Origin of the sequence: Haemophilus sputorum HK 2154 (assembly GCF_000287615.1) — a bacterium.
In the GTDB taxonomy this organism is placed as follows: domain Bacteria; phylum Pseudomonadota; class Gammaproteobacteria; order Enterobacterales; family Pasteurellaceae; genus Haemophilus_A; species Haemophilus_A sputorum.
In genome coordinates, this window is sequence record NZ_ALJP01000005.1 from 21394 (window position 1) to 43000 (window position 21607).

Sequence of the window (21607 nt, forward strand, 5' to 3'; positions counted from 1 at the left end):
TTCTTTTAATTATATTGTCACCCTTTGGTATAGGGTGAAGACAATCAGCATTTATCACCTATCTATAGACAACAGCTGTTGTTGACGTTTTTGACATTTCATACTATTTAGAAGGAGTTTCTATGAAAGCATTAAACAAACTAAGCATGATCGTGATCGCCTCTTCTGTTTTAGCCGGATGTGGTGATTCCGATAGCAAAGCAGAAAATGCAACGGCAACGGAAAGCCAAACACCTACAGCACAAGTTCAACAAGTTGAGAAAAAAGTTGAAAAAGCAGCTCCAGCCCTTTCCGAAAAACATGAAGCCGTATTAAAAGCTATCCCGCAACCTGAACCTAAATTAGAAGAACCTATCGCAATTTCAGACCAAAAATCTGCTACTGGCGCAAAAGACCTAAAAAAACTGAATGATTTCTTTGATAAAGAGCGCTCTGGCGAACTTAAAAAAGTCTCTAACAAATTACAATCTTTTGCTCGTCAACGTATTTCTGTAGATGATGAAGCTAAAAAAGCAGAATTCTTTGCGGCAGTTAAACAAGCTAAAGAACTTTTTGATAAATATGAGCAAGACATTGCTGCACTTAACATTCAAGACCCAGAAGTTAAGAGCTTAATCGAGCAGCATATTATCAATACTAAGTTAGTTAACAGTTTAATGATTGTTATTGGAGAAAATAGTGAGTTTCTAAATAATTTAGGAAAAGATAAAGCTGATAATGCGTTCGTCAAAGAATACAATGAAAGAAATCTTGCGTTACAAAAGAATTTCCGCGCAGCACAAAAAGTTTTTCTAGATGCGTATAACAAACTCAACCAAAAATACTCACAATAAGCGAAAAAAACGCGAGCTTGATTATCGTGATGCTCCTTTCTTTTCGATAGCTGTTCTAAAAAAGATCGGAAAAGATATCGCTATTAGGCTTCTAGTGAGTTTAATCATGCTCCTTTTATTCTCCGTTTGGCACTATTACAAAACGGAGAATAAAACAACTTTTAACATGACCTCACCTGTTGATAGTAAAACGCAAACAACATCAGCCAATGAATATATAGCTTAAAATTAACAATCATAGTAAGGAACAATGATGAACACCTTAAAAAAACTAGGAACAGTTGCACTTGCCTCTGTTTTTTTGACCGCTTGTGGCGATAAAGAAAACAATGCAAGTAATAAAACAACTGCATCTGCATCTTCAACTTCATCCATATCAAAATATGATGAAATTCTAAATGCACTTCCCGAAGTTGACCAAGCACTAGCGGCACCGATTGCTATCTCAGATAAAAAATCCCAAACAGCCACTAACGAATTAGATAAAGCCTTTTCGATTTTTGAAAGTCCAGAAGCTACTAAAATTGAAAGACTAGGATTTGAAATTAATAATTTAGGTAACCAAACCACCATTACGAAAAGCCAAGTAAAAGAAGTGGAAACCAAAATGTTGGAAGTTTCCGCTAAATTAGCGACGGCAACAGATAAATACAAACAACTGATTACTTCGCAAAACTTTCAAGACCCAGAAATCAAAGCGATTATGGATCGTACAGTTACAGTTTATGACACGCTTTATAAAATGATGAAAGTTATTGCAGAAAATCAAGAAACTATTCTAAATAGCAAATCAACAGATTTTGATAAAGAACTAGAATTAAGAATTGAGCGTATCTCAGAAAATATCGGGGCAGGAAATAAAGCCATTGAAGATGCGATTGTGAAAATCGCCGATAAATACGCTGTAAACTAATTTTTAAATTCAACTCAAAGAAAAAAGGAAGCTTACCATGAACAAATTTAATCCTGAACTACCTTGTCCTCATTGCAATGCACCAGTTAAAGGTACACTCATTAAAGGACTTGCAGGTGTTAAACAATGTCCATCTTGTCAGAAAAAAATTAAATATCACAAACCGGCTTTAGGTGCTGTATTTAAAGATATTTGGAAACAGCTTGCTATTTTCATGGTTTTATTTTGCCTATTAACTGTCGTTCTTTTTATGTTTGGCGTAAATATGTCAGATCATACGCCATATTTTGGCCCAATCCTTGGTGTTATTTTTGCCTATTTTGTGATTGTACCGGTACAGGTTAAACACTCTTACTTTGAAAAAGACGAGTAATCCAAACATTCGGCAATCTCATCGCATCGGTCAGATTGCCGAATATTTTTCAGCTTACCTCAACTAAAGATATTTATGAAACGCCCTATTTCTGTCACTATCGCAAGTATTCTTTATTTTATTCTGACCGCGCTAAGCTGCGTGACCTTTATAGGTTTTGCAATCTACACGCCTGATGAATTTCTCAGTAATTTATCGGAAGCTTATCCATTTTTACCGCCATTGCTTTCTGTCATCCTGTCAGTCATCCTTGTTGCATTACCTATTTTCATTGCCACCGGTGTACTCTCTGGGACCAAACTTTCACGCTGGTTAGCTGTTTTATATGCAGCGGCTTCTATTGGTTCAATGCTTTTATATATCGAATACTATGAGCAATCCAAAATTATTTTCCAATGGGTTCTACAAGCCGTATTATTACTCTTACTTTTTAATCCTCCAGCAAATCGTTATTTTGCCGCCCAAGACTCAAAGGAATAATTTAGCTTAAAATCAGTAAGCATAAACTCTTCCGCTCACAAAAGTATTATGTAACAAAAAGCCTGAGTATCAATGACTCAGGCTTTTTTACTTTGTGTTGCTAGTATAATCTCGCTATTTAACTAAGCCACCGCTAGCTTGCAAATCCGCATGGTAAGAAGAACGAACAAATGGACCACAAGCCGCGTGTTCAAAGCCCATTTTCTCAGCGGCTTCACGGAACATATCGAACTCTTCAGGTGGAACATAACGTTCTACTCTTAAGTGGTGACGACTTGGTTGTAAATATTGCCCGATAGTAAGCATTGTTACACCATGATCACGTAAATCTTGCATTACTTCTAATATTTCTTCATTGGTTTCCCCTAAACCGACCATTAAGCCTGATTTAGTTGGAATACCTGGAAATTCTTCTTTGAAGATTTTAAGCAGTTCTAACGACCACTTATAATCTGCACCAGGACGAACTTCACGATATAAACGTGGTACATTTTCTAAGTTGTGGTTAAACACATCAGGTGGATTTTCTTTTAAGATTGCCACTGCTTGTTCTACACGCCCACGGAAATCTGGCACCAAAATTTCTACTTTACAATTTGGGTTAAGCTTTTTAATTTCTCTAACGGTTGCAGAAAAATGTGCCGCACCACGATCGGGTAAATCATCACGGTCAACTGAAGTGATTACCACATATTTAAGTTTCATATCTTGTACTGTTTCAGCCACTTTACGCGGTTCATCTGGATCAAGTGGTAACGGTTTACCATGTGCTACATCACAGAATGGACAACGACGGGTACAAATCGCGCCCATAATCATGAATGTTGCAGTACCGTGATGAAAACATTCATGCAAGTTCGGACAAGATGCCTCTTCACAGACAGAATGTAATCCATGACGACGCATACCATTTTTAATGCTATCAATTTTGGCAGAATTTGCTGGAAGTTTGATTTTCATCCAGCTTGGTTTTTGAAGCAACTCTTGATCAGGGTCGATGTTGCGCACCTGAATAACAGAGGTTTTTGCAGCATCACGATATTTCACGCCCTTTTCCATTTTAAACGGCGCCATTTTTGCTGTGGTCATTAAATTCTTTATCCTACTCTTCGATTTTGTTAATAATTTGTTGGTTATTATAGCCTAAGCTCGCACAAAAGTGAGCAACCAATTTAGGGGAGACATCATCGCAAGTTAGATCGCTTTGCCCAATCAGCTCACTTAATTGGCACATTTCTAGCCCTGCATAGCCGCATGGATTGATTTGATGAAACGGCGATAAATCCATGTTGATATTCAACGCTAATCCATGGAAAGAACAGCCTTTACGGATGCGGAGCCCTAATGAACAAATTTTCCGCCCATCAACATAAACGCCAGGTGCATCAGCTTTTGGATAACTTTCAACTCCATAATCCGCCAAAGTTTTTACAACAGATTGTTCTAACGCGGTGACTAAATCTCGCACAGAAATCTCTTTACCTTGTGCTTTTAAACGTTTGATATCCAATAGCACATACATCACTTGCTGCCCTTCACCATGATAAGTAATCTGCCCACCACGATCGCTTTGCACTACTGGAATATTACTGCGCATAAGTAAATGCTCAGGCTTCCCGGCTGAACCTTGTGTAAATACGGCAGGATGTTGTACTAACCAGATTTCATCTAGCGTATTTTCATCACGTTCATCAGTAAAGCTTTGCATTTTATGCCAAATTTCTTCATAGGGTTGCGTCCCCAACTGGCGGATAATGAGTTTTGTATTCATAGGGATAGATAGGTTTGGAAGTGAAAATTGTATCTTACTTAAGATAATTTAAACTAAAAGGACGTGTGCAACACGTCCTTCATTACGCGGAAGAAATGGGTTGTTTATAACACCATTCTCACGCCTTCAATTTTGGCTAATTCTTCATATAAGGTTTCAATTTGCTCAATATTTTCTGCCAAAATGTCGATAGAAACTGAATTATATGTGCCTTTTGAACTACGTTGTTCACGAGGTAAATAATCACCTTTTACATGAACTTGAGCTACAGAGACAATATCTTCAACTAATCCCTCACGATGAACGCCCATTACTTTAAACGTAAAATCACACGGAAACTCTAATAAATCTCTTAATTTTTGTTGTGGTAAATCTTGTAGGTTAATATTTTTTTGCATTATTTCTCTCTCCTTCGCTTGATTGTATAAAGCGGTCGAATTTGCAATTTTTTTGCAAATCAGACCGCTTGCATAGCACCTATATAAGGGCAAAATTTAATTTAACAAGGTTTAGTCAAATAAGCCTTTGATGGTTAATGCAATCCAGTCCCATGCTTTACCGAAAATGCCAGCCTCTTCAACATTATCTAACACTTGTAAGTCGTTGCTAGCAATATCTTTACCATCTAATTGATAAATTACCTTACCAACCGTTTGTCCTTTAGTTAATGGCGCCTCAAGATTTCCACCTGTTAACTCATAACGCGCTTTTAATTCACCCGCTTTACCTTTAGGCACTGTAACAAAACTGTCGTTAACCGAACCTAGTTTCACTTTATTTGCATCACCGTAATAAACAGTTTCTTCTTTAACCGGCTGACCTGCTGCTAAAGATTTTACTGTTTCAAAGTTTGCAAATCCCCATTGTAATAGTTTTTTACTTTCTACTTCACGACCTTTGAAAGTTGGCACACCCATTACAACCGAAATTAAGCGCGTGTTAGAATTGGTTGCTGAAGCCACTAAATTATAACCTGCGTTATTAGTGTGGCCGGTTTTCATGCCATCTACGTTGATAGTTTTATCCCACAATAAACCGTTACGGTTCGGCTGTGGTTTTTTAATGTTATATTTAAACTCTTTTTCTGCGTAAATTTTATATTCTTCTGGTTGGTCACGAATAACATGTACACCAATAATCGCCATATCACGCGCTGAAGAATATTGGTTTGGATCATCTAAACCATGAACTGTCGTGAAATAAGTGTTTTTCAAGCCAAATTGTTGTGCAAATTTATTCATTTGTTCAATAAAGGCTTGCTGTGAGCCAGATGTATGTTCCGCTAACGCAACGGCAGCATCGTTACCTGAAACAATAATCAAACCTTTCATTAAATCAGACACAGAAACTTGGGTGTTTAAATCTAAAAACATCAATGAAGAACCTGGGAATTTTTGTGCCCAAGAATTTTCTGTCACAGTGACCATATCACTATTTTTAATTTTACCGGTTTTAAGTGCATCACCCACAACATAGCTAGTCATCATTTTAGTTAATGACGCCGGATATTGGCGTTGATCTGGATTTAAACTTGCCAACACGGCACCAGAGTTGTAATCCATCAAAATATAGGTTTGTGCATTTAATTGTGGTGCCGCAATACCGTAATCTGTATTGGTATCTGCTAACGTAAACGGGGAAAATACTAACGCGCAAAGGCTTAGTGACTTCATTAATGTTTTTTTCATTTCACATTCATCCAATGATTTAATTAAAATTCTTGATAAGACAAACTAATCAAGGGCTTGCCGAATCTTCGACAACCCCTTTTTTATTCAATTGCGTATCAACAAAAAGAGAATTAACTGTCTTCCAGTTCTCTTTTGTTTTTATTCAATACTGCTAATTTTACTTTAGCTGTACCAGTATGATGCATACCTAATTGGCGAGCCGCCGTTTTTGATAAATCAATCACTCGAGCATGAGAATAAGGCCCGCGATCATTTACGCGTACCACAACAGATTTACCATTACGCATATTCGTCACTTCGACCAAAGTGCCAAAAGGCAATGTTTTATGTGCGGCTGTCATTGCAGCGTTACTGAAACGTTCACCATTTGCAGTGCGACGCCCGTTGAATTCATCTGCGTAATAACTTGCCGTACCTGATTGAAAATGCTGGCTAGCCATTTGCTTATGTTTATTTTTTACAGATGTTTTCTTTTTTACTTTTTTTGCAAAAGTTTTTGAAGATTTGACCGCTTGTGCTTTTTTCTTTTTAGAAGCATCTAGCTTCTTCACAATTGGCGCTTTTGCGTGTTTGGTTGCTGCAACAGAATTCAATGATCCGAATGTTAAGAATCCAGCTAACAACAGGGTTACCATTTTACTTAATCGCATAAGTGTTCCTCATTTAGATATCGTACTGTGTAACGATGTGTATGCCCATTTAGAAACTAAATGGTTGGCTGTTTATCTTTTGATAGACAACTGCTCTTGTATGTGCTTTTTGATACCGCAAAAAAGCAAAAGTTCAGGACTTACGCCCTATTTATTATAAGGGTTGTTGCTATTGGCTCGTTTGCGATGTACATAAGCCGACATCACTAGACCAAAAGCCGCCATTAACGTCACATAAGACGTTCCCCCATAGCTAAACAGCGGTAAGGGTACACCAACTACGGGTAAAATACCACTAACCATTCCAATGTTTACAAAAACATAGACAAAAAATAACAATGCAGTTCCGCCTGAAAGCAAGCGCCCGAAGGCATTATCAAGCTTGGAACCAATCAATAAACCACGTCCGATAATGAACAAATAAATTGCTAATAAAATCAGCATACCAATCAGACCGTGCTCTTCACTTAATACCGCAAAGATAAAATCGGTATGAGGTTCAGGTAAAAATTCAAGTTGAGATTGCGTGCCCGCCATCCAGCCTTTGCCATACATACCACCTGAACCAATTGCAATTTTAGATTGAATAATATGATAACCCGCGCCTAAAGGGTCTTTCTCTGGGTCAAGCAAGGTCATAACGCGCGTTTTTTGATAATCGTGCATCAAAAAGAACCACATTATCGGAATAAAGCCGGCTAAAAAGACCACGCCTGCAGAAATCAACTTCCAACTAAGCCCGCCTAAAAATAGCACAAACAACCCTGCTGCACACACAAGGATTGATGTTCCTAAATCTGGTTGAGCCGCTACTAACAATGTAGGAAAAACAATAATGCCTAATGCAATAATGGTGTCTTTAAAGCTTGGTGGCAACGAACGATTTCCTAAGTAAGTTGCCACCATCAGTGGTACAGAAAGTTTGGCGATTTCAGAAGGCTGAAAGCGAATAAACCCCAGATTGAGCCAGCGTTGTGCCCCTTTACTAATTTCGCCCATCACATCCACTAAAATAAGCATCACAATACACACTAGGTATAAATAAGGCGCCACTTTCTGATAAAAACGTGGGGGAATCATAGCCATAAAGAACATTAAGCCTAGTCCTAATGTCACTTGCACAATACGGTTGGTGAACATTTTTTCACTGCCACCACTTGCACTATATAGCACGATTAAGCCGTAACCGGTCACAGCTAGCAAGCCGATAAGCAGCCAAACATCTAGCGAAAACACCTTCCAAAATAATTTTCTGATACCTTTACTCATGTGGCTGAGCCTCTTCTACAAGCGGTTGATTTTCTTCATTTTGTTGCAAATGTTGCTCTGGCAAAGCTTCTACCTATATTTTTAATGTTTTGCTTAATGCAAAATCCATCACCCTTTTCGCAACTGGGGCTGCATTTGCACCACCGCCCCCTGCATTTTCAAGAATCACGGCAACGGCCACTTTCGGCTCTTCAAAAGGGGCATAACTGATAAACCATGCATGGTCTTGCAACTCTTTTTTAATGGCATTTTTATTATATTTGCCACCTTTTAAGTTAAATACCTGTGCAGTACCACTCTTACCAGCCGCACGATAAAACGAACCCGCTGCTTTTTTACCGGTACCATTACCTGCATTGACTACATTATACATGCCTAATTTTGCCGCATTCCAGTAACGCTCAGGAACGCCTTTAATATCTTCATATAACAGCGGATCACGATAAGGCTCAGTTTTGTTACTGCTGATTACTTCCATCATTAAATGAGGCGTGTTCACGCGCCCATTGTTAATCAACACAGACAATGCTTTAGTTAACTGTAAAGGTGTCGCAATCCAATAGCCTTGACCGATACCAACCGGAATCGTATCGCCTTGTACCCATGCGCGTTTATATTTTTTAAATTTCCACTCTTTATTCGGATAAACCCCTGCAGACTCTTCATAAATATCAATGCCCGTTTTCTGCCCAAAACCAAATTTGGTCATCCATTCCGACATCTTATCAATCCCTGTATCGTAAGCGAGCTGGTAGAAATAAGTATCTGAAGATTCTACAATCGCTTTATTAAGATTGGTTGAACCATGCCCGCCACGTTTCCAGTCACGATAACGTTGTGTTGTACCAGGTAGAATCCAAAAACCAGGGTCAAAAATGGTTGTATTCGTTGTGATTTTGCCTTCAGCCAAGCCCATTACCGCATAAAACGGTTTTACGGTAGATGCAGGAGGATAAGTGCCTTGAGTGGCTCGGCTATAAAGCGGGTGAGCAGGGTCGTCTAATAAACGCTTGTAATCTTTGCCTGAAACGCCGCCTACAAACAGATTATTATCATAGCTTGGGTTAGTTACCATCGCTAATATACTGCTATCGCGAGGATCTAACACCACAACTGAACCTTTTTGAGGCCCTAATAGTTCTTGAATAAATTGTTGCAATTCCACATCAATCGTTAAGCGAATAGAACTGCCGGCAACCCCTGGCTGATCGCGTAATTTACGAATCACCTTGCCACGGTTGTTAATTTCAACCTCTTCAAAGCCCGTTTCACCATGCAATTGATCTTCATAATATTTTTCGATACCTAATTTTCCAATATCATGAGAACCTGCGTAATTACCGAATTTACCTTCCTCTTCAAGCTTTTTCTTATCTTTATCGTTAATTTTCGCAACATATCCCAGAATATGCGTTAGCGTTTCGCCGTATGGATAATTACGCTTGTAGTACGCTTGAACATCTAAACTTGGAAAGCGATACTGATTTACCGCAAACGTCGCCATTTGCTCTTCGGATAAGTTGCCTTTAAGCAAAATCGGCGTATAGCGAGAAGTGCGCTTTTTCTCTTTCCGATAAGCTTCAATTTCCTCATCAGTCAGCCCGACCACCGTTTTTAATTCTTGCAAGGTTTCTTCAAGATTTTCCGTTTTTTCTGGGACAATATAAAGACCAAAATAGGTAATATTCTCTGCCAGCACCTTACCATTACGGTCGTAAATTAACCCCCGTGTTGGAGGAACTGGTAGTAATTTAATACGGTTACCATTTGAGCGAGTTTGATAATCTTCAAAGTGTACCACCTGCAAATTATAAGCGTTGGCAATCAAAATACAGGTAAGCACTAGCACACCGAAAAAAGCGATAACCGCACGCCGCGCATACAGATTACTCTCTGCTTGCGCGTTTCGTACCGATTCTCTCGGTTTTGTTGAGGTAAATTTTCCTAGTTTCCCAAACATAATGCTCTCAAATTTGCAAAATGGTATTTAATATTCACCGCTTGTAGGTTAAATATATAAGTAAAAAGTAAAACCAAACACTTTATTCACGGTGATATGGATGATTCGTTGAAAGCGACCAAGCACGATATAAGCTTTCAGCCACAACAACCCGAACTAAAGGGTGAGGTAATGTCAACGCTGAAATTGACCAACTTTGTTCAGCAGCTGCTTTACATTCTGGCGAAAGCCCTTCTGGCCCACCAATCAACAAACAGACATCTCGTCCATCATTTTTCCAACCTTCTAGCTGCTGAGCCAATTGCACCGTTGTCCAAGGCTTGCCAGGAATATCTAGTGTGACAATTTTGCCTTTACCAGCAGCGGCAAGCATCGCTTTACCCTCTAGTTCTAAAATGCGCTTTATATCTGCATTTTTACCGCGCTTACCCGCTGGAATTTCAACCAACTCAAAGGGCATATCTTTCGGAAAACGGCGTTGATACTCTTCGAATCCTGTTTTCACCCAATCAGGCATTTTAGTCCCAACGGCAATCAGCTGAATTTTCATTCATTACGCCCAAAGTTTTTCTAATTGATACATCTGGCGAGCATCGGCTTGCAAGATATGTACAATCGCCTGACCGAAATCGACTACAATCCAATCAGCAACCGCTTTTCCTTCATCACCAAACACTTCAAATCCAGCTTGTTTTGCTTCTGTCGCTAAACGTTCTGCTGTTGAAGCCACATGGCGCACTGAAGTTCCTGTTGCAATAATCATGGCATCTGTAATGCTTGATTTACCACGAACATCAATGGCAAGAATATCTTGCGCTTTTAAATCATCTAAAGTTTTCGTTAAAAATTCGACTAAGTTTTGTTCCATTATCAATTCCGATTATGTCTATTTAGCATGTTTTTGGGAAAAGCACTTGCTCCTGTATTATCCCAAAACCATGTTAAAGAACACCTTTAACAAAAAGGCGATAAAGTGGGAAATTCTACCATAATTTCAAGGGGATAAAAAAATAAGCGGTCGAATTTTGCAAAACTTTTACATAATTCGACCGCTTGTTCCTAATAACGAAAATGCCCAACAATCGGGTATTTGAATAACATATCTTCCTCACGGGTTCCGCGCCCTATATTATGAATCACTAACGGCACACCTTCGGCATTGGTTTTATCCGATAAAATGCCAATATGCGGCAACGCTTTAGGTGAAAGACGCCAAGTGACTATATCACCCGCTTTAAAACTTGCTTTATCTGTCAATGAAAGCGTTTTTCCATGTCGCTGGAAGAAAGTTTCAAGATTAGGTACTCTGCGATGGTCAATATTACGATCTGTACTTTTCAGTCCCCAGATTTTTGGATATTTTGCCCAAGCTTGTTTCATATCTTGGTGAACTAGCTGTTGTAAATCTTTATTTTGCCCACGATAAGCTCGAATCACAACATCTGTACAAACACCAGTTTGCGGTGGTACATCCCCCATTGGATAATCAATTTGCCGATAATTTGGATCATAACCTAAGGTTACGCCAATTTGCTGGCGCGCATCACTGATTAACTTGGCAAACTCAGTCGCGCTTGCTGGATTTATCAGGAATGCCACTACAATGAGAAATTTTTTCATTTTGATTTCAATATTTTTTTAAGTTGATACAAAGCTTCAAGCGCTTGGCGCGGAGTCAGCTCATCTGGTTCTATTTCTGCTAACGCCTTTTCAAGTGGACTTTCTTCAGGCAATTTGACTTCTGCAAGCGGTGAAATTTCTGCTGAGTTTTGCGAAATTGGTTCTGCAAATAATAAATCTGCCTGAGGGCTATCATTAACATTACGCGTTTGCGCTGAAAGTTCTTCCAAATGCGCTAAACGCTGTTTTGCCATCGTAATGACAGGTTTAGGCACGCCTGCAAGTGCAGCGACCGCTAATCCATAACTTTTACTCGCAGCCCCTTCTTGTACGCTATGCATGAAGACAATGGTATCGTTATGCTCACGTGCATCCAAATGCACATTTGCCACACCTTTTAATTGGCTTGGAAGGCTTGTTAATTCAAAATAATGCGTTGCAAATAACGTTAATGACTGCGTTTTCTTCGCTAACCATTCTGCACACGCCCAGGCTAATGAAAGCCCATCATACGTTGAAGTGCCACGGCCAATTTCATCAATCAACACTAAACTTTGCGCAGTTGCCTGATGCAGAATATTCGCCATTTCGGTCATTTCCACCATAAAGGTCGAACGGCCAGAAGCTAAATCATCACTTGCACCAATTCGGGTAAAAATCCGATCTAACATGCCAATTTCAGCCGATTCAGCCGGCACAAAACTACCGATATAAGCCATTAAGCAAATCAATGCAATTTGGCGCATATACGTACTTTTCCCGCCCATATTCGGCCCTGTGACTATCAGAAGATGGCGCTGCGCATTCAAATACACTGGGTTAGCAATAAAAGGATCAGAAATCATCTGTTCTACTACAGGATGGCGACCGCCCTTAATTTGCACACCACGTTGTGGGCTAAACATTGGGCGCACATAATTCAAGGTTTGCGCGCGTTCTGCTAAATTCGTGAGCACATCCAACTCAGCCAACACCATTGCCGCTAGCTGTAATTCAGCTAAATGCGGCATAATGGCATCAAACAGTGCATCATAAAGTTGTTTTTCTAGTGCTAATGAAGCCCCTTTTGCTTTCAGGACTTTATCTTCATACGTTTTTAGCTCAGGAATAATATAACGTTCAGCATTTTTCAGCGTTTGACGACGAACATAGTGAATCGGTGCTTTATGCGCTTGTCCTTGGCTAATCTGAATGTAATAACCATGCACGGCATTGAAACCAATTTTTAGCGTATCAATCCCCGTAGACTCCCGTTCACGAATTTCTAATTGTTCTAAATATTGGGTTGCTCCTGCCGAAAGCTGGCGCCATTCATCTAGTTCGGCATGATAACCTTCAGCGATCACACCGCCATCGCGAATCAGTTGAGGTGGGTTATCAATAATTGCTCGCTCAAGCAACGATTGCAACTCACTAAAATCGGCTAACTGTGCCATCGTTTGTACTAAACAAGCGGTCTGATTTTGGGCATAATTTACCAAAATTGGAATTTGCGCCAATGCCGTACGCAAACGCGTTAAATCACGCGGTCGAGCAGAACGTAATGCTACTCGAGCTAAAATTCGCTCCATATCCCCAACCTGTTGTAAGCAAGGTTGCAACGACTCAATAAGCCCACTTTCTTGTAATGTTGCAATAACATCTTGGCGTTTTTGTAGTTTATTTAAGTCACGAATAGGCTGATGAATCCAACGTTTCAGTAAACGGCTGCCCATTGGCGTCACGCATTTGTCTAATACTGCCGCCAAAGTAGCTTCTGTTCCACCGGCTAGATTTTGAGTCAGTTCTAGATTTCGGCGAGTTGCAGCATCTAATAAAACTGTTTCACTATTTTGCTGTAACTGAATACTTTGCACATGAGGCAACGCGGTTCGTTGCGTTTCTTGAGCATAATGCAATACACAACCAGCCGCACATAATCCAACTTCCGCTTGCTCAACCCCAAATCCTTCCAAACTTTGCGTACCAAATTGTCGGTTAAGCAAGGTTTTCGCTGTGACTAACTCAAACTCCCAAACGGGACGACGGCGCAACCCTTTATAATTATTAAGAATTTGTGAGTGTGCAAAATCTTCGGGATAAAGAATTTCAGCCGGCATTAAACGCTGTAATTCCGCGCTGACTGCTTCTTTACTCGGCAATTCAGTCATTAAAAAACGCCCAGAAGTCATATCTAAAGTCGCCAGTGCAAATACGCCTTTTTGCTCATAAATGGCTGCAACTAAGTTATCCTGACGCTCTGGCAGCAAGGCTTCATCACTTACTGTTCCTGGTGTCACAATCCGAACGACTTTACGCTCAACCGGGCCTTTTGCAGCAGCTGGATCGCCAATTTGCTCACAAATTGCCACGCTTTCGCCTAGTGCGACTAATTTTGCTAAATAACCTTCCACGGCATGATAAGGAACACCCGCCATCGGAATAGGCTCACCAGCAGATGCTCCACGCTTAGTTAACGAAATGTCTAATAATACGGCTGCTCTTTTCGCATCGTCATAAAACAATTCATAAAAATCGCCCATTCGGTAGAATAATAAAATATCCGGATGTTGCGCTTTTAATTGTAAATATTGCTGCATCATTGGGGTATGATTAGAAAGGTCTGCTTGGCTCATAATTTGTGGAATGTGGTCATAAAAGGAAAACGCATTTTAACAAATTCTGTGGGTAAATGCAGTTTAGATAAAAGTAGGTTTCATATTCCATTCACTTTCAGATAACAAAAAAAGCGAACCATTTTTCAATGATTCGCTTTTCTTATTCAGCCTTGATTATTTTTTTAATAAATCACGGATTTCAGTTAATAATTTTTCTTCAGCTGTTGGCTCTGGCGCTGCTTCTGGCGCTGGTGCTTTTTTCAGTGAGTTAATGATTTTTACCATACCGAATACAGCAATTGCGATAATTAAGAAATCAAATACGTTTTGGATAAATGCACCGTATTTTAACATTACTGCTTCAGCGCCTTCTTTTGCAGGCGCAATTTCAAAAGCTAAATCTTTAAAATCAACACCGCCGATGATCCAACCAATTGGTGGCATAATAACATCGCTTACTAATGAAGAAACAATTTTACCGAATGCACCACCGATGATCACACCGACAGCCATGTCAACTACGTTACCTTTTACCGCAAATTCACGGAATTCTTTTAAAAGACTCATGTTTTATCCTTATTAAATAATTTAAAAATTCCCCACAAGCCGAGGAAGTGCGCGAATTATACGTGAGTTGTTAACTTTTTGTAGCGACTTTAATTTAATTTACTCAATCTTTGCGCAAAGCGCTCGACTTGCGCCCAATCGGTATATTCATATTCCCGTGTAATGTCCGTTTCGCCTTTAGTTAATTTCATGATAAAGCGAATCATGGTGCGGTCGAACCAACTATAACGAGGATAAAATAGCGCACCGGCAATCACTTCCACATGCGTTGGTCGCCATAAAATTTTTTGCAAAAATTTACGAATGTATGTATTTGATTCTGGAGTTTGTCGATTGGGTTTACGCGCCGTCAAATTTACCCCATAAAAAGCGGTCGTTTTTTGATTCAATATTGCAAAATGCTGAGCAATGAATTGATAAACCAGTGGATTAAAATGTCCATAACGAACAGAAGCACCAATCACAATTTGATCAAATGCGGCAAGTTGCTCATCCGTCATATTTGCATGTTCTCGCAATGAACGAAGCTCCGTTTCATGCGTAATATGTTGCGCCAAACGCTCTGCGATCAACTTCGTTTGTCCATCCGTTGTAAAATATAAAATTAAAGTTTTCATTCGTTAATCTTTCCAAAATACAGGGCTTAAAATCACTAACAGGGTAAACACTTCCAAACGTCCGCATACCATGGCTAATACTAATACCCATTTGGCAGAATCCGGAACTTGAGCAAAGCCTCCGCTCACATTACCTAATGCTGTGCCTAAGTTATTTAAGCAAGCCAATACCGCATTAAACGCATCAAAAATGCTCATTCCGCATGCAATGGCTGCAAACCAGCAAAGTACAAAGACAAAGAAGTAAGCCGCGAAGAATGCCCAAATTCCCTCTTCAATGCGATCAGAGAAAATATGTTTACCAAGCTTTATCGGTTTAACTGAATTGGGGTGAACAAATCGGTGAATTTCACGGTTAGCTTGTAAATACAGTAATAACACGCGAATTACTTTTAAACCACCACCCGTTGAACCTGCACAGCCACCAATAAAAGAAGCTAACACTAATAAGAGTGGCAAAAAAGAAGGCCATGCACTGAAATCACTTGTCGAAAAACCAGCAGTAGTTGAAATCGAAACAGACTCAAACATTGCTTGTTCTACTGTAAGCGAAAAACCACCATAGTAGTTATACAACATCAACACCGCAACACATACGACAAATAGTGTCACCTGAATAAACACAAATGAGCGGAACTCATAATCTTGCCAATAAAGCTGCCCGATGACGCCCACTTTTTGTTCAATTTTGCGATCGCTTAACCGACTAAACAAGGCATAGTGCAAGCCGAAGTTAATGGACGAAATTAGCAAAAAACAAACCGCAATATAGTTAATCGCTGAACTTTCAAAATAGCCAATACTCGCATCGTGGGTAGAAAATCCGCCAATCGAAATGGTCGAGAAACTATGAGAAATGGCATCAAAAGGGCTCATACCGGCAAGCCAAAATGCCACAGCACATAAGAACGTCAGTAAAAAATAGATTTGCCAAAGCATTTTGGCGGTTTCAGCAATTCTCGGGCGCATTTTTTCATCTTTAAGCGGCCCTGGCATTTCGGCTCGGTAGAGTTTACCCAAGCCGATCATTGGGAGAATTGCAATAGCTAAAACGATGATCCCCATTCCGCCTAACCATTGTAAAAATTGGCGGTAAAACAGAATGGATTTCGGCAATTCATCTAAGCCGGTAATGACTGTTCCGCCTGTCGTTGTTAAGCCAGAGAACGATTCAAATACGGATTCAGAAAAATTGAGATCAGGGTGTTCAAGTAAAATGAAAGGTACCGCCCCTAAACCACCTAATACAATCCAGAACAAAACGACAATTAAAAAGCCTTCGCGAGCGCGAAGCTCTTTATGATGCGCACGACAACTCCACCATAAAAAGGCACCCACTAAAAAATTCAACAAAAAGGCGCGTAAAAATTCTTGGCCTCCGCCATCGCCATAAATTAATGCCACTAATGCCGGCAATAGCATGGTCACAGAAAAGCTCATGACCAACACGCCAACGATACGGACAATTGTAAAAAACTGCACAATAACCTCATTTTTATTTGATAGCGGCATTATAAAGCAACAAGCGGTAAAATTTTCAAAAAATCTTACCGCTTGTTTGGCTAGTTCGCTTTGAGTTGTTCACCGATTTGCTTAAATAACTGCTCAATCGTATCGGCTCTATGCCCAAGCACCCGCACAATCAGCCCGCCCTCATGTAATTGGGAAACACCAGCTAATAGAGTTTCATCCTCAACCAGCTGCGTTTGAAGGCGCTGAACACACTGTTTAATCTCTTGAGCATTTTGCGTGAGATTCAGATAAATCAAAGAACCTTGGTGACTAAAATCTTCCATTTGGCTTAATGCTGTCAGTGGCATATTAGCGGGGTGCCACTGAATACAATCTCGCACAAGCGGTCGAATTTTGCCATCATTTTGCAAAAGCTGAACATTTAAATGAGAAGAAAACGCGCGAAAAGCAAAGCGCTCGTTATTTGCCACGCGGCCAATCGCCACAATCTCGCCATAAATTAACACACAATCTGCCCGTAACTGTACCTCGATTGCCTGCTTAAATGCAGCATCACGATGCAAGACAAGTGGGTGAGGCAAATAGAATAAGCGGCTCCCTTCAGCTAATTCAATCTGTGTCTGTTGCTCTGCAAATTCACCTTCATTCATCGCTTGCACACGCGTGAATGCCTGCGTTCCCAGAGAAAGCGAGGTATTTTTCTCCAGCGTAAGACGAATATCTAATTTATCGCCGCCCAACAAACCGGGAGAGGAAGACATTTGCATCGCGTTCAAGCCGTTTTGCCACGCATCTTGATAAGCCGGCACCGTCATCACTTTAAAAGGCGGGGTAGCAAAATACTCATCTAACTGAGTTTTACCATTAGTTGAACATTTAGTAGAAAGGGTTAGCGTGCTATTCATGAAAATTTTCGCCTTGTTCTTTAAAAGAGGATTGTTGATAACGATAGCCCTGTTCGGTTGGAATAAACTCAAACAGATGCGTTAGCCCTTTAGGCGCATCTTCAGCTTGGTGTGACACAAACAACAACTGCGTTTGGCTCTTGCTAATTAACTGTTCGATAAATTGTTTTACAATGGTGCGATTAGCGCCATCCAAACCATGTAAAGGTTCGTCCAAAATTAAAATAGGCGGATGTTTTACCATGGCTCGTGCAATGAGTAACAGGCGTTGCTGACCCCAAGATAACGATCTAAACGGCTTATCCGCCATATTCGAAAGCCCTAAACACGCAAGCCATTCCAAAGCTTTTAAGCGCACGCTACTAGGCAGTTGTTGATATACCCCAATAGAATCAAAAAAGCCAGAAGCCACTACGGCTAACGCTGAACAATTTACGCGATAATCCATATGTAATTGGCTGCTTACATACCCTAGATTTTGCTTAATCTCCCAAATGGTTTCGCCACTGCCGCGTTTTCGTCCAAACAAATAAACCTCATTTGAAAAACCTTGTGGATGATCGCCGGTAATCAACGACAACAATGTCGACTTGCCCGCCCCATTTTCGCCTTTAATCCACCAATGTTGATGCGGTTTTACCGTCCAACTTAAGTTATTTAAAATCAATTTATCGCCATATTTAACCGTCACATTACGCAATTCAAACGGATTACCATCAAGCACAATCGGTGGAGTAATGCTTTCTGGAAGTGTGGCGTAAGCCTGAGATTCTGCAAATTGTCGCTGAAAATAGACCGCTTGTTGCTCCACCCATGCTTTTTCGCCTTGCAGGGAAAGCGAAAGCTGATCTAATAAAGCAATATGTGAAACTGCCTCGGGCAAATCTGAAAGACGATTGGTAATCAAGACAATTGTGGTTTCCGCTGCAAGTTCGTTTAACAATGTTTTCCAAGCCGCGACAGACTGCACATCAAGCCCTTCAAAGGGTTCATCTAAAATCAGCAAGTCTGGCTGGCTGACTAACATTTGACAAAACAACACCTTACGGCTTTCACCCGTTGAAAGCTGCATAAACGGACGTTCTAATAATGCCTCAATTTGCAAAATTTCCGCATATTTCGCACACAATTGGACACTATCGCAACCATTTAGGATAATTTGCCGTGCAGTTAAGCCAAAATCGTCTGGCGAAACACTATCGTTATTCCGATCTTGGAAAATTTTGGCAAGAATACGTTGCTGTTGCTCAAATGAAAACAAAGCGATACGTTGGAAGTTGGATTCTACACTTCCTTCAATACAAGTAAGCTCGCTACTTAATGCCAAACCTAACGCACTTTTACCTGAACCATTTTCACCAATTACCGCCCAAAACTGTTTGGGTTCAATAATTAGCGATTCAATCGTGAGTTTTTGTGATTGCTTCAAGGCAAACTGTGCTTGCGCAATAGCTAACGTCATCAGATATCCTTTCCATTAAACCAGAGTTTCGCCGACTTTAAACCAGTCTGCGCGCCCATTGAGAAAATCTTGAACGCTCATCGGTTTCTTGCCCGATGGTTGTAACTGAGTAATATTTAACACACCTTCAGCCGTTGCAATTTCAATCCCATTTTTACTCACATTAAGCACCGTTCCCGCTGTTTTTTCTTGATGAGGTAACACTTGTGCTTGGTAAATTTTTACCCGCTCTTCAACCCCATTCACATTGACTGTTAAATAAGCAATAGGCGCGGGATTAAAAGCACGAATATTACGCTCAAGTTGTGTTGCCGAAAGCGTCCAGTCTAATTTAGCTTCTTCTTTGGTCAGTTTTTCCGCGTAATTTGCCAAAGACTCATCTTGTTTTTCTGGTTTGAATTGTTGGGTAGCTAAACCATTTAAGACCTCAAGCAATACAGGAGGCGCTAATTCAGCCAACTTGGCATAAAGCGAAGCAGATGTTTCAGTTGGCAGAATAGGCGTAGTCACTTTATGGAGCATATCGCCAGTATCTAATCCCACATCCATCTGCATAATTGTCACGCCGGTTTGTTGATCTCCTGCCCAAATTGCACGTTGAATAGGAGCCGCACCTCGCCAATGAGGCAAAATCGAGCCATGCACATTTAAACAACCATATTTAGGTGCTTCTAATACAGCTTGTGGCAAAATCAAACCATAAGCCACCACCACCATCACATCGGCATTTAAGGCTTTTAGCTCTGCTTGCGCTTCTTCTTTACGTAAAGATTTCGGTTGATAAACTGGAATTTGGTGTTGTTCAGCCAGTTGTTTAACTGGGCTGGCTTGTAATTTTTTACCGCGACCTGCTGGCTTATCAGGTTGAGTGTAAACCGCAATCACGTGATGTTCTGAGTCTAATAAAGCTTGTAAATGTTGTGCCGCAAAATCTGGTGTGCCGGCAAAAATAATATTGAGTGTTGACATAATGGTTCCATTTTCAAAGCAAGAATAGCCAAAATTTTAGCTGATTAGGGCAAAAAAGACCATGTTTGGCGCAACAAGCGGTCGGATTTTGCTATTTTTTTGCTAAAATCACATAATGATAACTGAATAACTGCTAACGCCTATGGAATACTTTATCCCCAAATCAGACGTACTTTTTGAAGAAGAGATCAAAAAAAGTCGCTTTCTGACTTATTTACGCCATACGGAAAACATGGCACAAGCCAAAGCTTTTTGGCAAGAAATGAAGGCGCTTCATCCTCATGCTCGACATTGGTGTTGGGCGACTGTAGCAGGGCATCCAACTGATTCACAACAATATGGGTTTTCTGACGATGGCGAGCCAGCAGGCACCGCAGGTAAACCCATGCTCAATTATTTACTGGGTTCAGGTTTAGGAGAAATTACCGCGGTCGTCGTGCGTTATTATGGCGGGATTTTACTAGGCACAGGCGGACTCGTTAAGGCTTACGGTGGCGGGGTACAACAAGCCTTATTAGCAGTTAAAAAACAAAGAAAAGTATTACGTTCAACTTATTACTTAAGATGCAATTATGAACAATTTAATACAGTCTCACATCTATTAAGCCACTTTGATGTTGAGATGATAGACCAGCAATTTACTGACCAAATAAAACTCACCTTAGCGCTTCATCCAGCAGAGATTGAAACCATCCAAGCGCAACTCACTCAACGCTTTTCGGGGAGTTTACAGCTTGAAAAAGAAAAATAGCAACACTTGAAACTAAAAATTCATACTTAATACTTTAATTATAAAAAACGCCAAGAAGTAGTTAACTTCCTGGCGTTTTTATTATGCTTTTTTCAATACCACTAAATGGCGTTCACCAACTAATTCAGGTACCTGTAGTGGAATCACCTTTTCCACACAAACCGCACGCGTAATAGCACTGGCTTCAGCCTCATCATAAACACCTTTTAGTGCATAAAATCGCCCCGTATCATTTGGCAAGTGATAACACCAATTAACCATATCTTCAAGAGACGCAAAGGCACGGCTTAACACCCCATCAAATTGCGCTGCTTGATATTCCTCAACACGACTCTGCACAGGCGTGACATTACTAATCCCTAACTCGCGTAGCGCATTTTTGATGAACGTAATCCGTTTACCCAAGCTATCTAACAGTACAAACTGTTTTTCCGGGTTAATAATCGCTAATGGAATACCCGGAAGCCCAGGACCAGTCCCCACATCAATAAAAGATTGACCTTCTAGATGTTCACTAACCACCAAACTATCCATAATATGCTTAACTAACATCTCTTGCGGATCACGAACCGATGTTAAGTTATATGCCTTATTCCATTTATCTAAAAGGCGAACAAAATCCAGCAGCTGTTGCTGCTGTTTTTCTGTTAATTGCAAATTTGCTTGATTTAGCAAGCGGTCTAATTTTGCTTTCATTCTACCAACC

The 21607-nt window shown here is 40.3% G+C and carries 23 protein-coding genes; 5 read left to right on the top strand and 18 right to left on the bottom strand.

Going from position 1 to position 21607, the window contains the following annotated elements; translation table 11 throughout:
• Nucleotides 1-122 precede the first annotated feature (122 nt).
• The 4 genes from HMPREF1128_RS01325 to HMPREF1128_RS01340 all read left to right on the top strand — a co-directional run bounded on the left by HMPREF1128_RS01325 (nucleotide 123) and on the right by HMPREF1128_RS01340 (nucleotide 2599).
• Nucleotides 123-833 carry a hypothetical protein gene (locus HMPREF1128_RS01325; protein WP_007523456.1) on the top strand — a complete coding sequence of 237 codons (711 nt, stop codon included), beginning with the start codon at nucleotides 123-125 and terminating at the stop codon, nucleotides 831-833.
• A 250-nt stretch (nucleotides 834-1083) separates the two neighbouring features.
• Nucleotides 1084-1746, top strand: coding sequence for a hypothetical protein (locus tag HMPREF1128_RS01330; protein WP_231287860.1), 663 nt, complete (start codon nucleotides 1084-1086; stop codon nucleotides 1744-1746).
• 37 nt (nucleotides 1747-1783) lie between these two features.
• Complete coding sequence (locus tag HMPREF1128_RS01335; protein WP_007523537.1) at nucleotides 1784-2119, top strand: hypothetical protein; 336 nt, start codon at nucleotides 1784-1786, stop codon at nucleotides 2117-2119.
• Between the two features lie 75 nt (nucleotides 2120-2194).
• Complete coding sequence (locus tag HMPREF1128_RS01340) at nucleotides 2195-2599, top strand: hypothetical protein (RefSeq protein WP_007523569.1); 405 nt, start codon at nucleotides 2195-2197, stop codon at nucleotides 2597-2599.
• Between the two features lie 114 nt (nucleotides 2600-2713).
• On the opposite strand, the gene lipA is transcribed toward HMPREF1128_RS01340, so the two are convergent.
• The 17 genes from lipA to fmt all read right to left on the bottom strand — a co-directional run bounded on the left by lipA (nucleotide 2714) and on the right by fmt (nucleotide 20150).
• Nucleotides 2714-3688, bottom strand: a complete 975-nt coding sequence (gene lipA / locus HMPREF1128_RS01345) for a lipoyl synthase (RefSeq protein WP_007523428.1) — start codon at nucleotides 3686-3688, stop codon at nucleotides 2714-2716.
• A gap of 13 nt (nucleotides 3689-3701) precedes the next feature.
• Entirely contained in the window at nucleotides 3702-4370 is a 669-nt protein-coding gene (lipB, locus tag HMPREF1128_RS01350; protein WP_007523438.1) for a lipoyl(octanoyl) transferase LipB, read from the bottom strand.
• Nucleotides 4371-4474: 104 nt separating this feature from the next.
• Nucleotides 4475-4768, bottom strand: coding sequence for a DUF493 family protein YbeD (gene ybeD, locus HMPREF1128_RS01355; protein WP_007523549.1), 294 nt, complete (start codon nucleotides 4766-4768; stop codon nucleotides 4475-4477).
• A gap of 111 nt (nucleotides 4769-4879) precedes the next feature.
• Entirely contained in the window at nucleotides 4880-6058 is a 1179-nt protein-coding gene (locus HMPREF1128_RS01360) for a D-alanyl-D-alanine carboxypeptidase family protein (RefSeq protein WP_007523487.1), read from the bottom strand.
• Nucleotides 6059-6171: 113 nt separating this feature from the next.
• Nucleotides 6172-6711, bottom strand: a complete 540-nt coding sequence (locus tag HMPREF1128_RS01365) for a septal ring lytic transglycosylase RlpA family protein (protein WP_007523417.1) — start codon at nucleotides 6709-6711, stop codon at nucleotides 6172-6174.
• Between the two features lie 147 nt (nucleotides 6712-6858).
• Entirely contained in the window at nucleotides 6859-7980 is a 1122-nt protein-coding gene (rodA, locus tag HMPREF1128_RS01370; protein WP_007523531.1) for a rod shape-determining protein RodA, read from the bottom strand.
• Between the two features lie 73 nt (nucleotides 7981-8053).
• Nucleotides 8054-9940 (bottom strand): penicillin-binding protein 2, encoded by a 1887-nt coding sequence (gene mrdA, locus HMPREF1128_RS01375; RefSeq protein ID WP_007523501.1) that lies wholly within the window; start codon nucleotides 9938-9940, stop codon nucleotides 8054-8056.
• Nucleotides 9941-10022: 82 nt separating this feature from the next.
• Nucleotides 10023-10490: a 23S rRNA (pseudouridine(1915)-N(3))-methyltransferase RlmH gene (rlmH, locus tag HMPREF1128_RS10285; protein ID WP_007523450.1), complete on the bottom strand. Its 468-nt coding sequence runs from the start codon at nucleotides 10488-10490 to the stop codon at nucleotides 10023-10025.
• A gap of 3 nt (nucleotides 10491-10493) precedes the next feature.
• Nucleotides 10494-10808, bottom strand: coding sequence for a ribosome silencing factor (rsfS, locus tag HMPREF1128_RS10290; RefSeq protein WP_007523568.1), 315 nt, complete (start codon nucleotides 10806-10808; stop codon nucleotides 10494-10496).
• A gap of 191 nt (nucleotides 10809-10999) precedes the next feature.
• Nucleotides 11000-11560 (bottom strand): DUF1287 domain-containing protein, encoded by a 561-nt coding sequence (locus HMPREF1128_RS01390; RefSeq protein WP_007523447.1) that lies wholly within the window; start codon nucleotides 11558-11560, stop codon nucleotides 11000-11002.
• Nucleotides 11557-14175 (bottom strand): DNA mismatch repair protein MutS, encoded by a 2619-nt coding sequence (mutS, locus tag HMPREF1128_RS01395; RefSeq protein ID WP_007523509.1) that lies wholly within the window; start codon nucleotides 14173-14175, stop codon nucleotides 11557-11559. Before mutS ends, HMPREF1128_RS01390 begins: the two co-directional genes overlap by 4 nt.
• A gap of 156 nt (nucleotides 14176-14331) precedes the next feature.
• The gene (mscL, locus tag HMPREF1128_RS01400; protein WP_007523482.1) at nucleotides 14332-14724 is read right to left on the bottom strand and encodes a large-conductance mechanosensitive channel protein MscL; all 393 of its coding nucleotides are present in this window, start codon (nucleotides 14722-14724) and stop codon (nucleotides 14332-14334) included.
• A gap of 89 nt (nucleotides 14725-14813) precedes the next feature.
• Nucleotides 14814-15341, bottom strand: a complete 528-nt coding sequence (gene hemG, locus HMPREF1128_RS01405; protein WP_007523559.1) for a menaquinone-dependent protoporphyrinogen IX dehydrogenase — start codon at nucleotides 15339-15341, stop codon at nucleotides 14814-14816.
• 3 nt (nucleotides 15342-15344) lie between these two features.
• A complete protein-coding gene (locus tag HMPREF1128_RS01410) occupies nucleotides 15345-16823 on the bottom strand; it encodes a TrkH family potassium uptake protein (protein ID WP_010676264.1) in 1479 nt (492 codons plus the stop codon).
• An 80-nt stretch (nucleotides 16824-16903) separates the two neighbouring features.
• Nucleotides 16904-17719, bottom strand: a complete 816-nt coding sequence (locus HMPREF1128_RS01415) for an urease accessory protein UreD (RefSeq protein ID WP_007523525.1) — start codon at nucleotides 17717-17719, stop codon at nucleotides 16904-16906.
• Complete coding sequence (modF, locus tag HMPREF1128_RS01420) at nucleotides 17712-19181, bottom strand: molybdate ABC transporter ATP-binding protein ModF (RefSeq protein ID WP_007523460.1); 1470 nt, start codon at nucleotides 19179-19181, stop codon at nucleotides 17712-17714. The genes HMPREF1128_RS01415 and modF overlap by 8 nt, the downstream gene beginning before the upstream one ends.
• A gap of 15 nt (nucleotides 19182-19196) precedes the next feature.
• A complete protein-coding gene (gene fmt, locus HMPREF1128_RS01425; RefSeq protein WP_007523420.1) occupies nucleotides 19197-20150 on the bottom strand; it encodes a methionyl-tRNA formyltransferase in 954 nt (317 codons plus the stop codon).
• Between the two features lie 142 nt (nucleotides 20151-20292).
• Here fmt and HMPREF1128_RS01430 point away from each other — a divergent pair, with 142 nt between their 5' ends.
• The gene (locus tag HMPREF1128_RS01430; RefSeq protein ID WP_007523477.1) at nucleotides 20293-20901 is read left to right on the top strand and encodes a YigZ family protein; all 609 of its coding nucleotides are present in this window, start codon (nucleotides 20293-20295) and stop codon (nucleotides 20899-20901) included.
• A gap of 81 nt (nucleotides 20902-20982) precedes the next feature.
• Here the strand turns inward: HMPREF1128_RS01430 and rsmG are convergent, their stop codons facing one another.
• Nucleotides 20983-21597, bottom strand: coding sequence for a 16S rRNA (guanine(527)-N(7))-methyltransferase RsmG (gene rsmG / locus HMPREF1128_RS01435; protein ID WP_007523436.1), 615 nt, complete (start codon nucleotides 21595-21597; stop codon nucleotides 20983-20985).
• Nucleotides 21598-21607 lie beyond the last annotated feature (10 nt).

What these genes read in the sequence shown, in the direction of transcription:
- HMPREF1128_RS01325 (WP_007523456.1), top strand. Translation starts at nt 123, where the DNA reads ATGAAAGCATTAAACAAACTAAGCATGATCGTGATCGCCTCTTCTGTT.
- HMPREF1128_RS01330 (WP_231287860.1), top strand. Translation starts at nt 1,084, where the DNA reads ATGATGAACACCTTAAAAAAACTAGGAACAGTTGCACTTGCCTCTGTT.
- HMPREF1128_RS01335 (WP_007523537.1), top strand. Translation starts at nt 1,784, where the DNA reads ATGAACAAATTTAATCCTGAACTACCTTGTCCTCATTGCAATGCACCA.
- HMPREF1128_RS01340 (WP_007523569.1), top strand. Translation starts at nt 2,195, where the DNA reads ATGAAACGCCCTATTTCTGTCACTATCGCAAGTATTCTTTATTTTATT.
- lipA (WP_007523428.1), bottom strand. Translation starts at nt 3,688, where the DNA reads ATGACCACAGCAAAAATGGCGCCGTTTAAAATGGAAAAGGGCGTGAAA.
- lipB (WP_007523438.1), bottom strand. Translation starts at nt 4,370, where the DNA reads ATGAATACAAAACTCATTATCCGCCAGTTGGGGACGCAACCCTATGAA.
- ybeD (WP_007523549.1), bottom strand. Translation starts at nt 4,768, where the DNA reads ATGCAAAAAAATATTAACCTACAAGATTTACCACAACAAAAATTAAGA.
- HMPREF1128_RS01360 (WP_007523487.1), bottom strand. Translation starts at nt 6,058, where the DNA reads ATGAAAAAAACATTAATGAAGTCACTAAGCCTTTGCGCGTTAGTATTT.
- HMPREF1128_RS01365 (WP_007523417.1), bottom strand. Translation starts at nt 6,711, where the DNA reads ATGCGATTAAGTAAAATGGTAACCCTGTTGTTAGCTGGATTCTTAACA.
- rodA (WP_007523531.1), bottom strand. Translation starts at nt 7,980, where the DNA reads ATGAGTAAAGGTATCAGAAAATTATTTTGGAAGGTGTTTTCGCTAGAT.
- mrdA (WP_007523501.1), bottom strand. Translation starts at nt 9,940, where the DNA reads ATGTTTGGGAAACTAGGAAAATTTACCTCAACAAAACCGAGAGAATCG.
- rlmH (WP_007523450.1), bottom strand. Translation starts at nt 10,490, where the DNA reads ATGAAAATTCAGCTGATTGCCGTTGGGACTAAAATGCCTGATTGGGTG.
- rsfS (WP_007523568.1), bottom strand. Translation starts at nt 10,808, where the DNA reads ATGGAACAAAACTTAGTCGAATTTTTAACGAAAACTTTAGATGATTTA.
- HMPREF1128_RS01390 (WP_007523447.1), bottom strand. Translation starts at nt 11,560, where the DNA reads ATGAAAAAATTTCTCATTGTAGTGGCATTCCTGATAAATCCAGCAAGC.
- mutS (WP_007523509.1), bottom strand. Translation starts at nt 14,175, where the DNA reads ATGAGCCAAGCAGACCTTTCTAATCATACCCCAATGATGCAGCAATAT.
- mscL (WP_007523482.1), bottom strand. Translation starts at nt 14,724, where the DNA reads ATGAGTCTTTTAAAAGAATTCCGTGAATTTGCGGTAAAAGGTAACGTA.
- hemG (WP_007523559.1), bottom strand. Translation starts at nt 15,341, where the DNA reads ATGAAAACTTTAATTTTATATTTTACAACGGATGGACAAACGAAGTTG.
- HMPREF1128_RS01415 (WP_007523525.1), bottom strand. Translation starts at nt 17,719, where the DNA reads ATGAATAGCACGCTAACCCTTTCTACTAAATGTTCAACTAATGGTAAA.
- modF (WP_007523460.1), bottom strand. Translation starts at nt 19,181, where the DNA reads ATGACGTTAGCTATTGCGCAAGCACAGTTTGCCTTGAAGCAATCACAA.
- fmt (WP_007523420.1), bottom strand. Translation starts at nt 20,150, where the DNA reads ATGTCAACACTCAATATTATTTTTGCCGGCACACCAGATTTTGCGGCA.
- HMPREF1128_RS01430 (WP_007523477.1), top strand. Translation starts at nt 20,293, where the DNA reads ATGGAATACTTTATCCCCAAATCAGACGTACTTTTTGAAGAAGAGATC.
- rsmG (WP_007523436.1), bottom strand. Translation starts at nt 21,597, where the DNA reads ATGAAAGCAAAATTAGACCGCTTGCTAAATCAAGCAAATTTGCAATTA.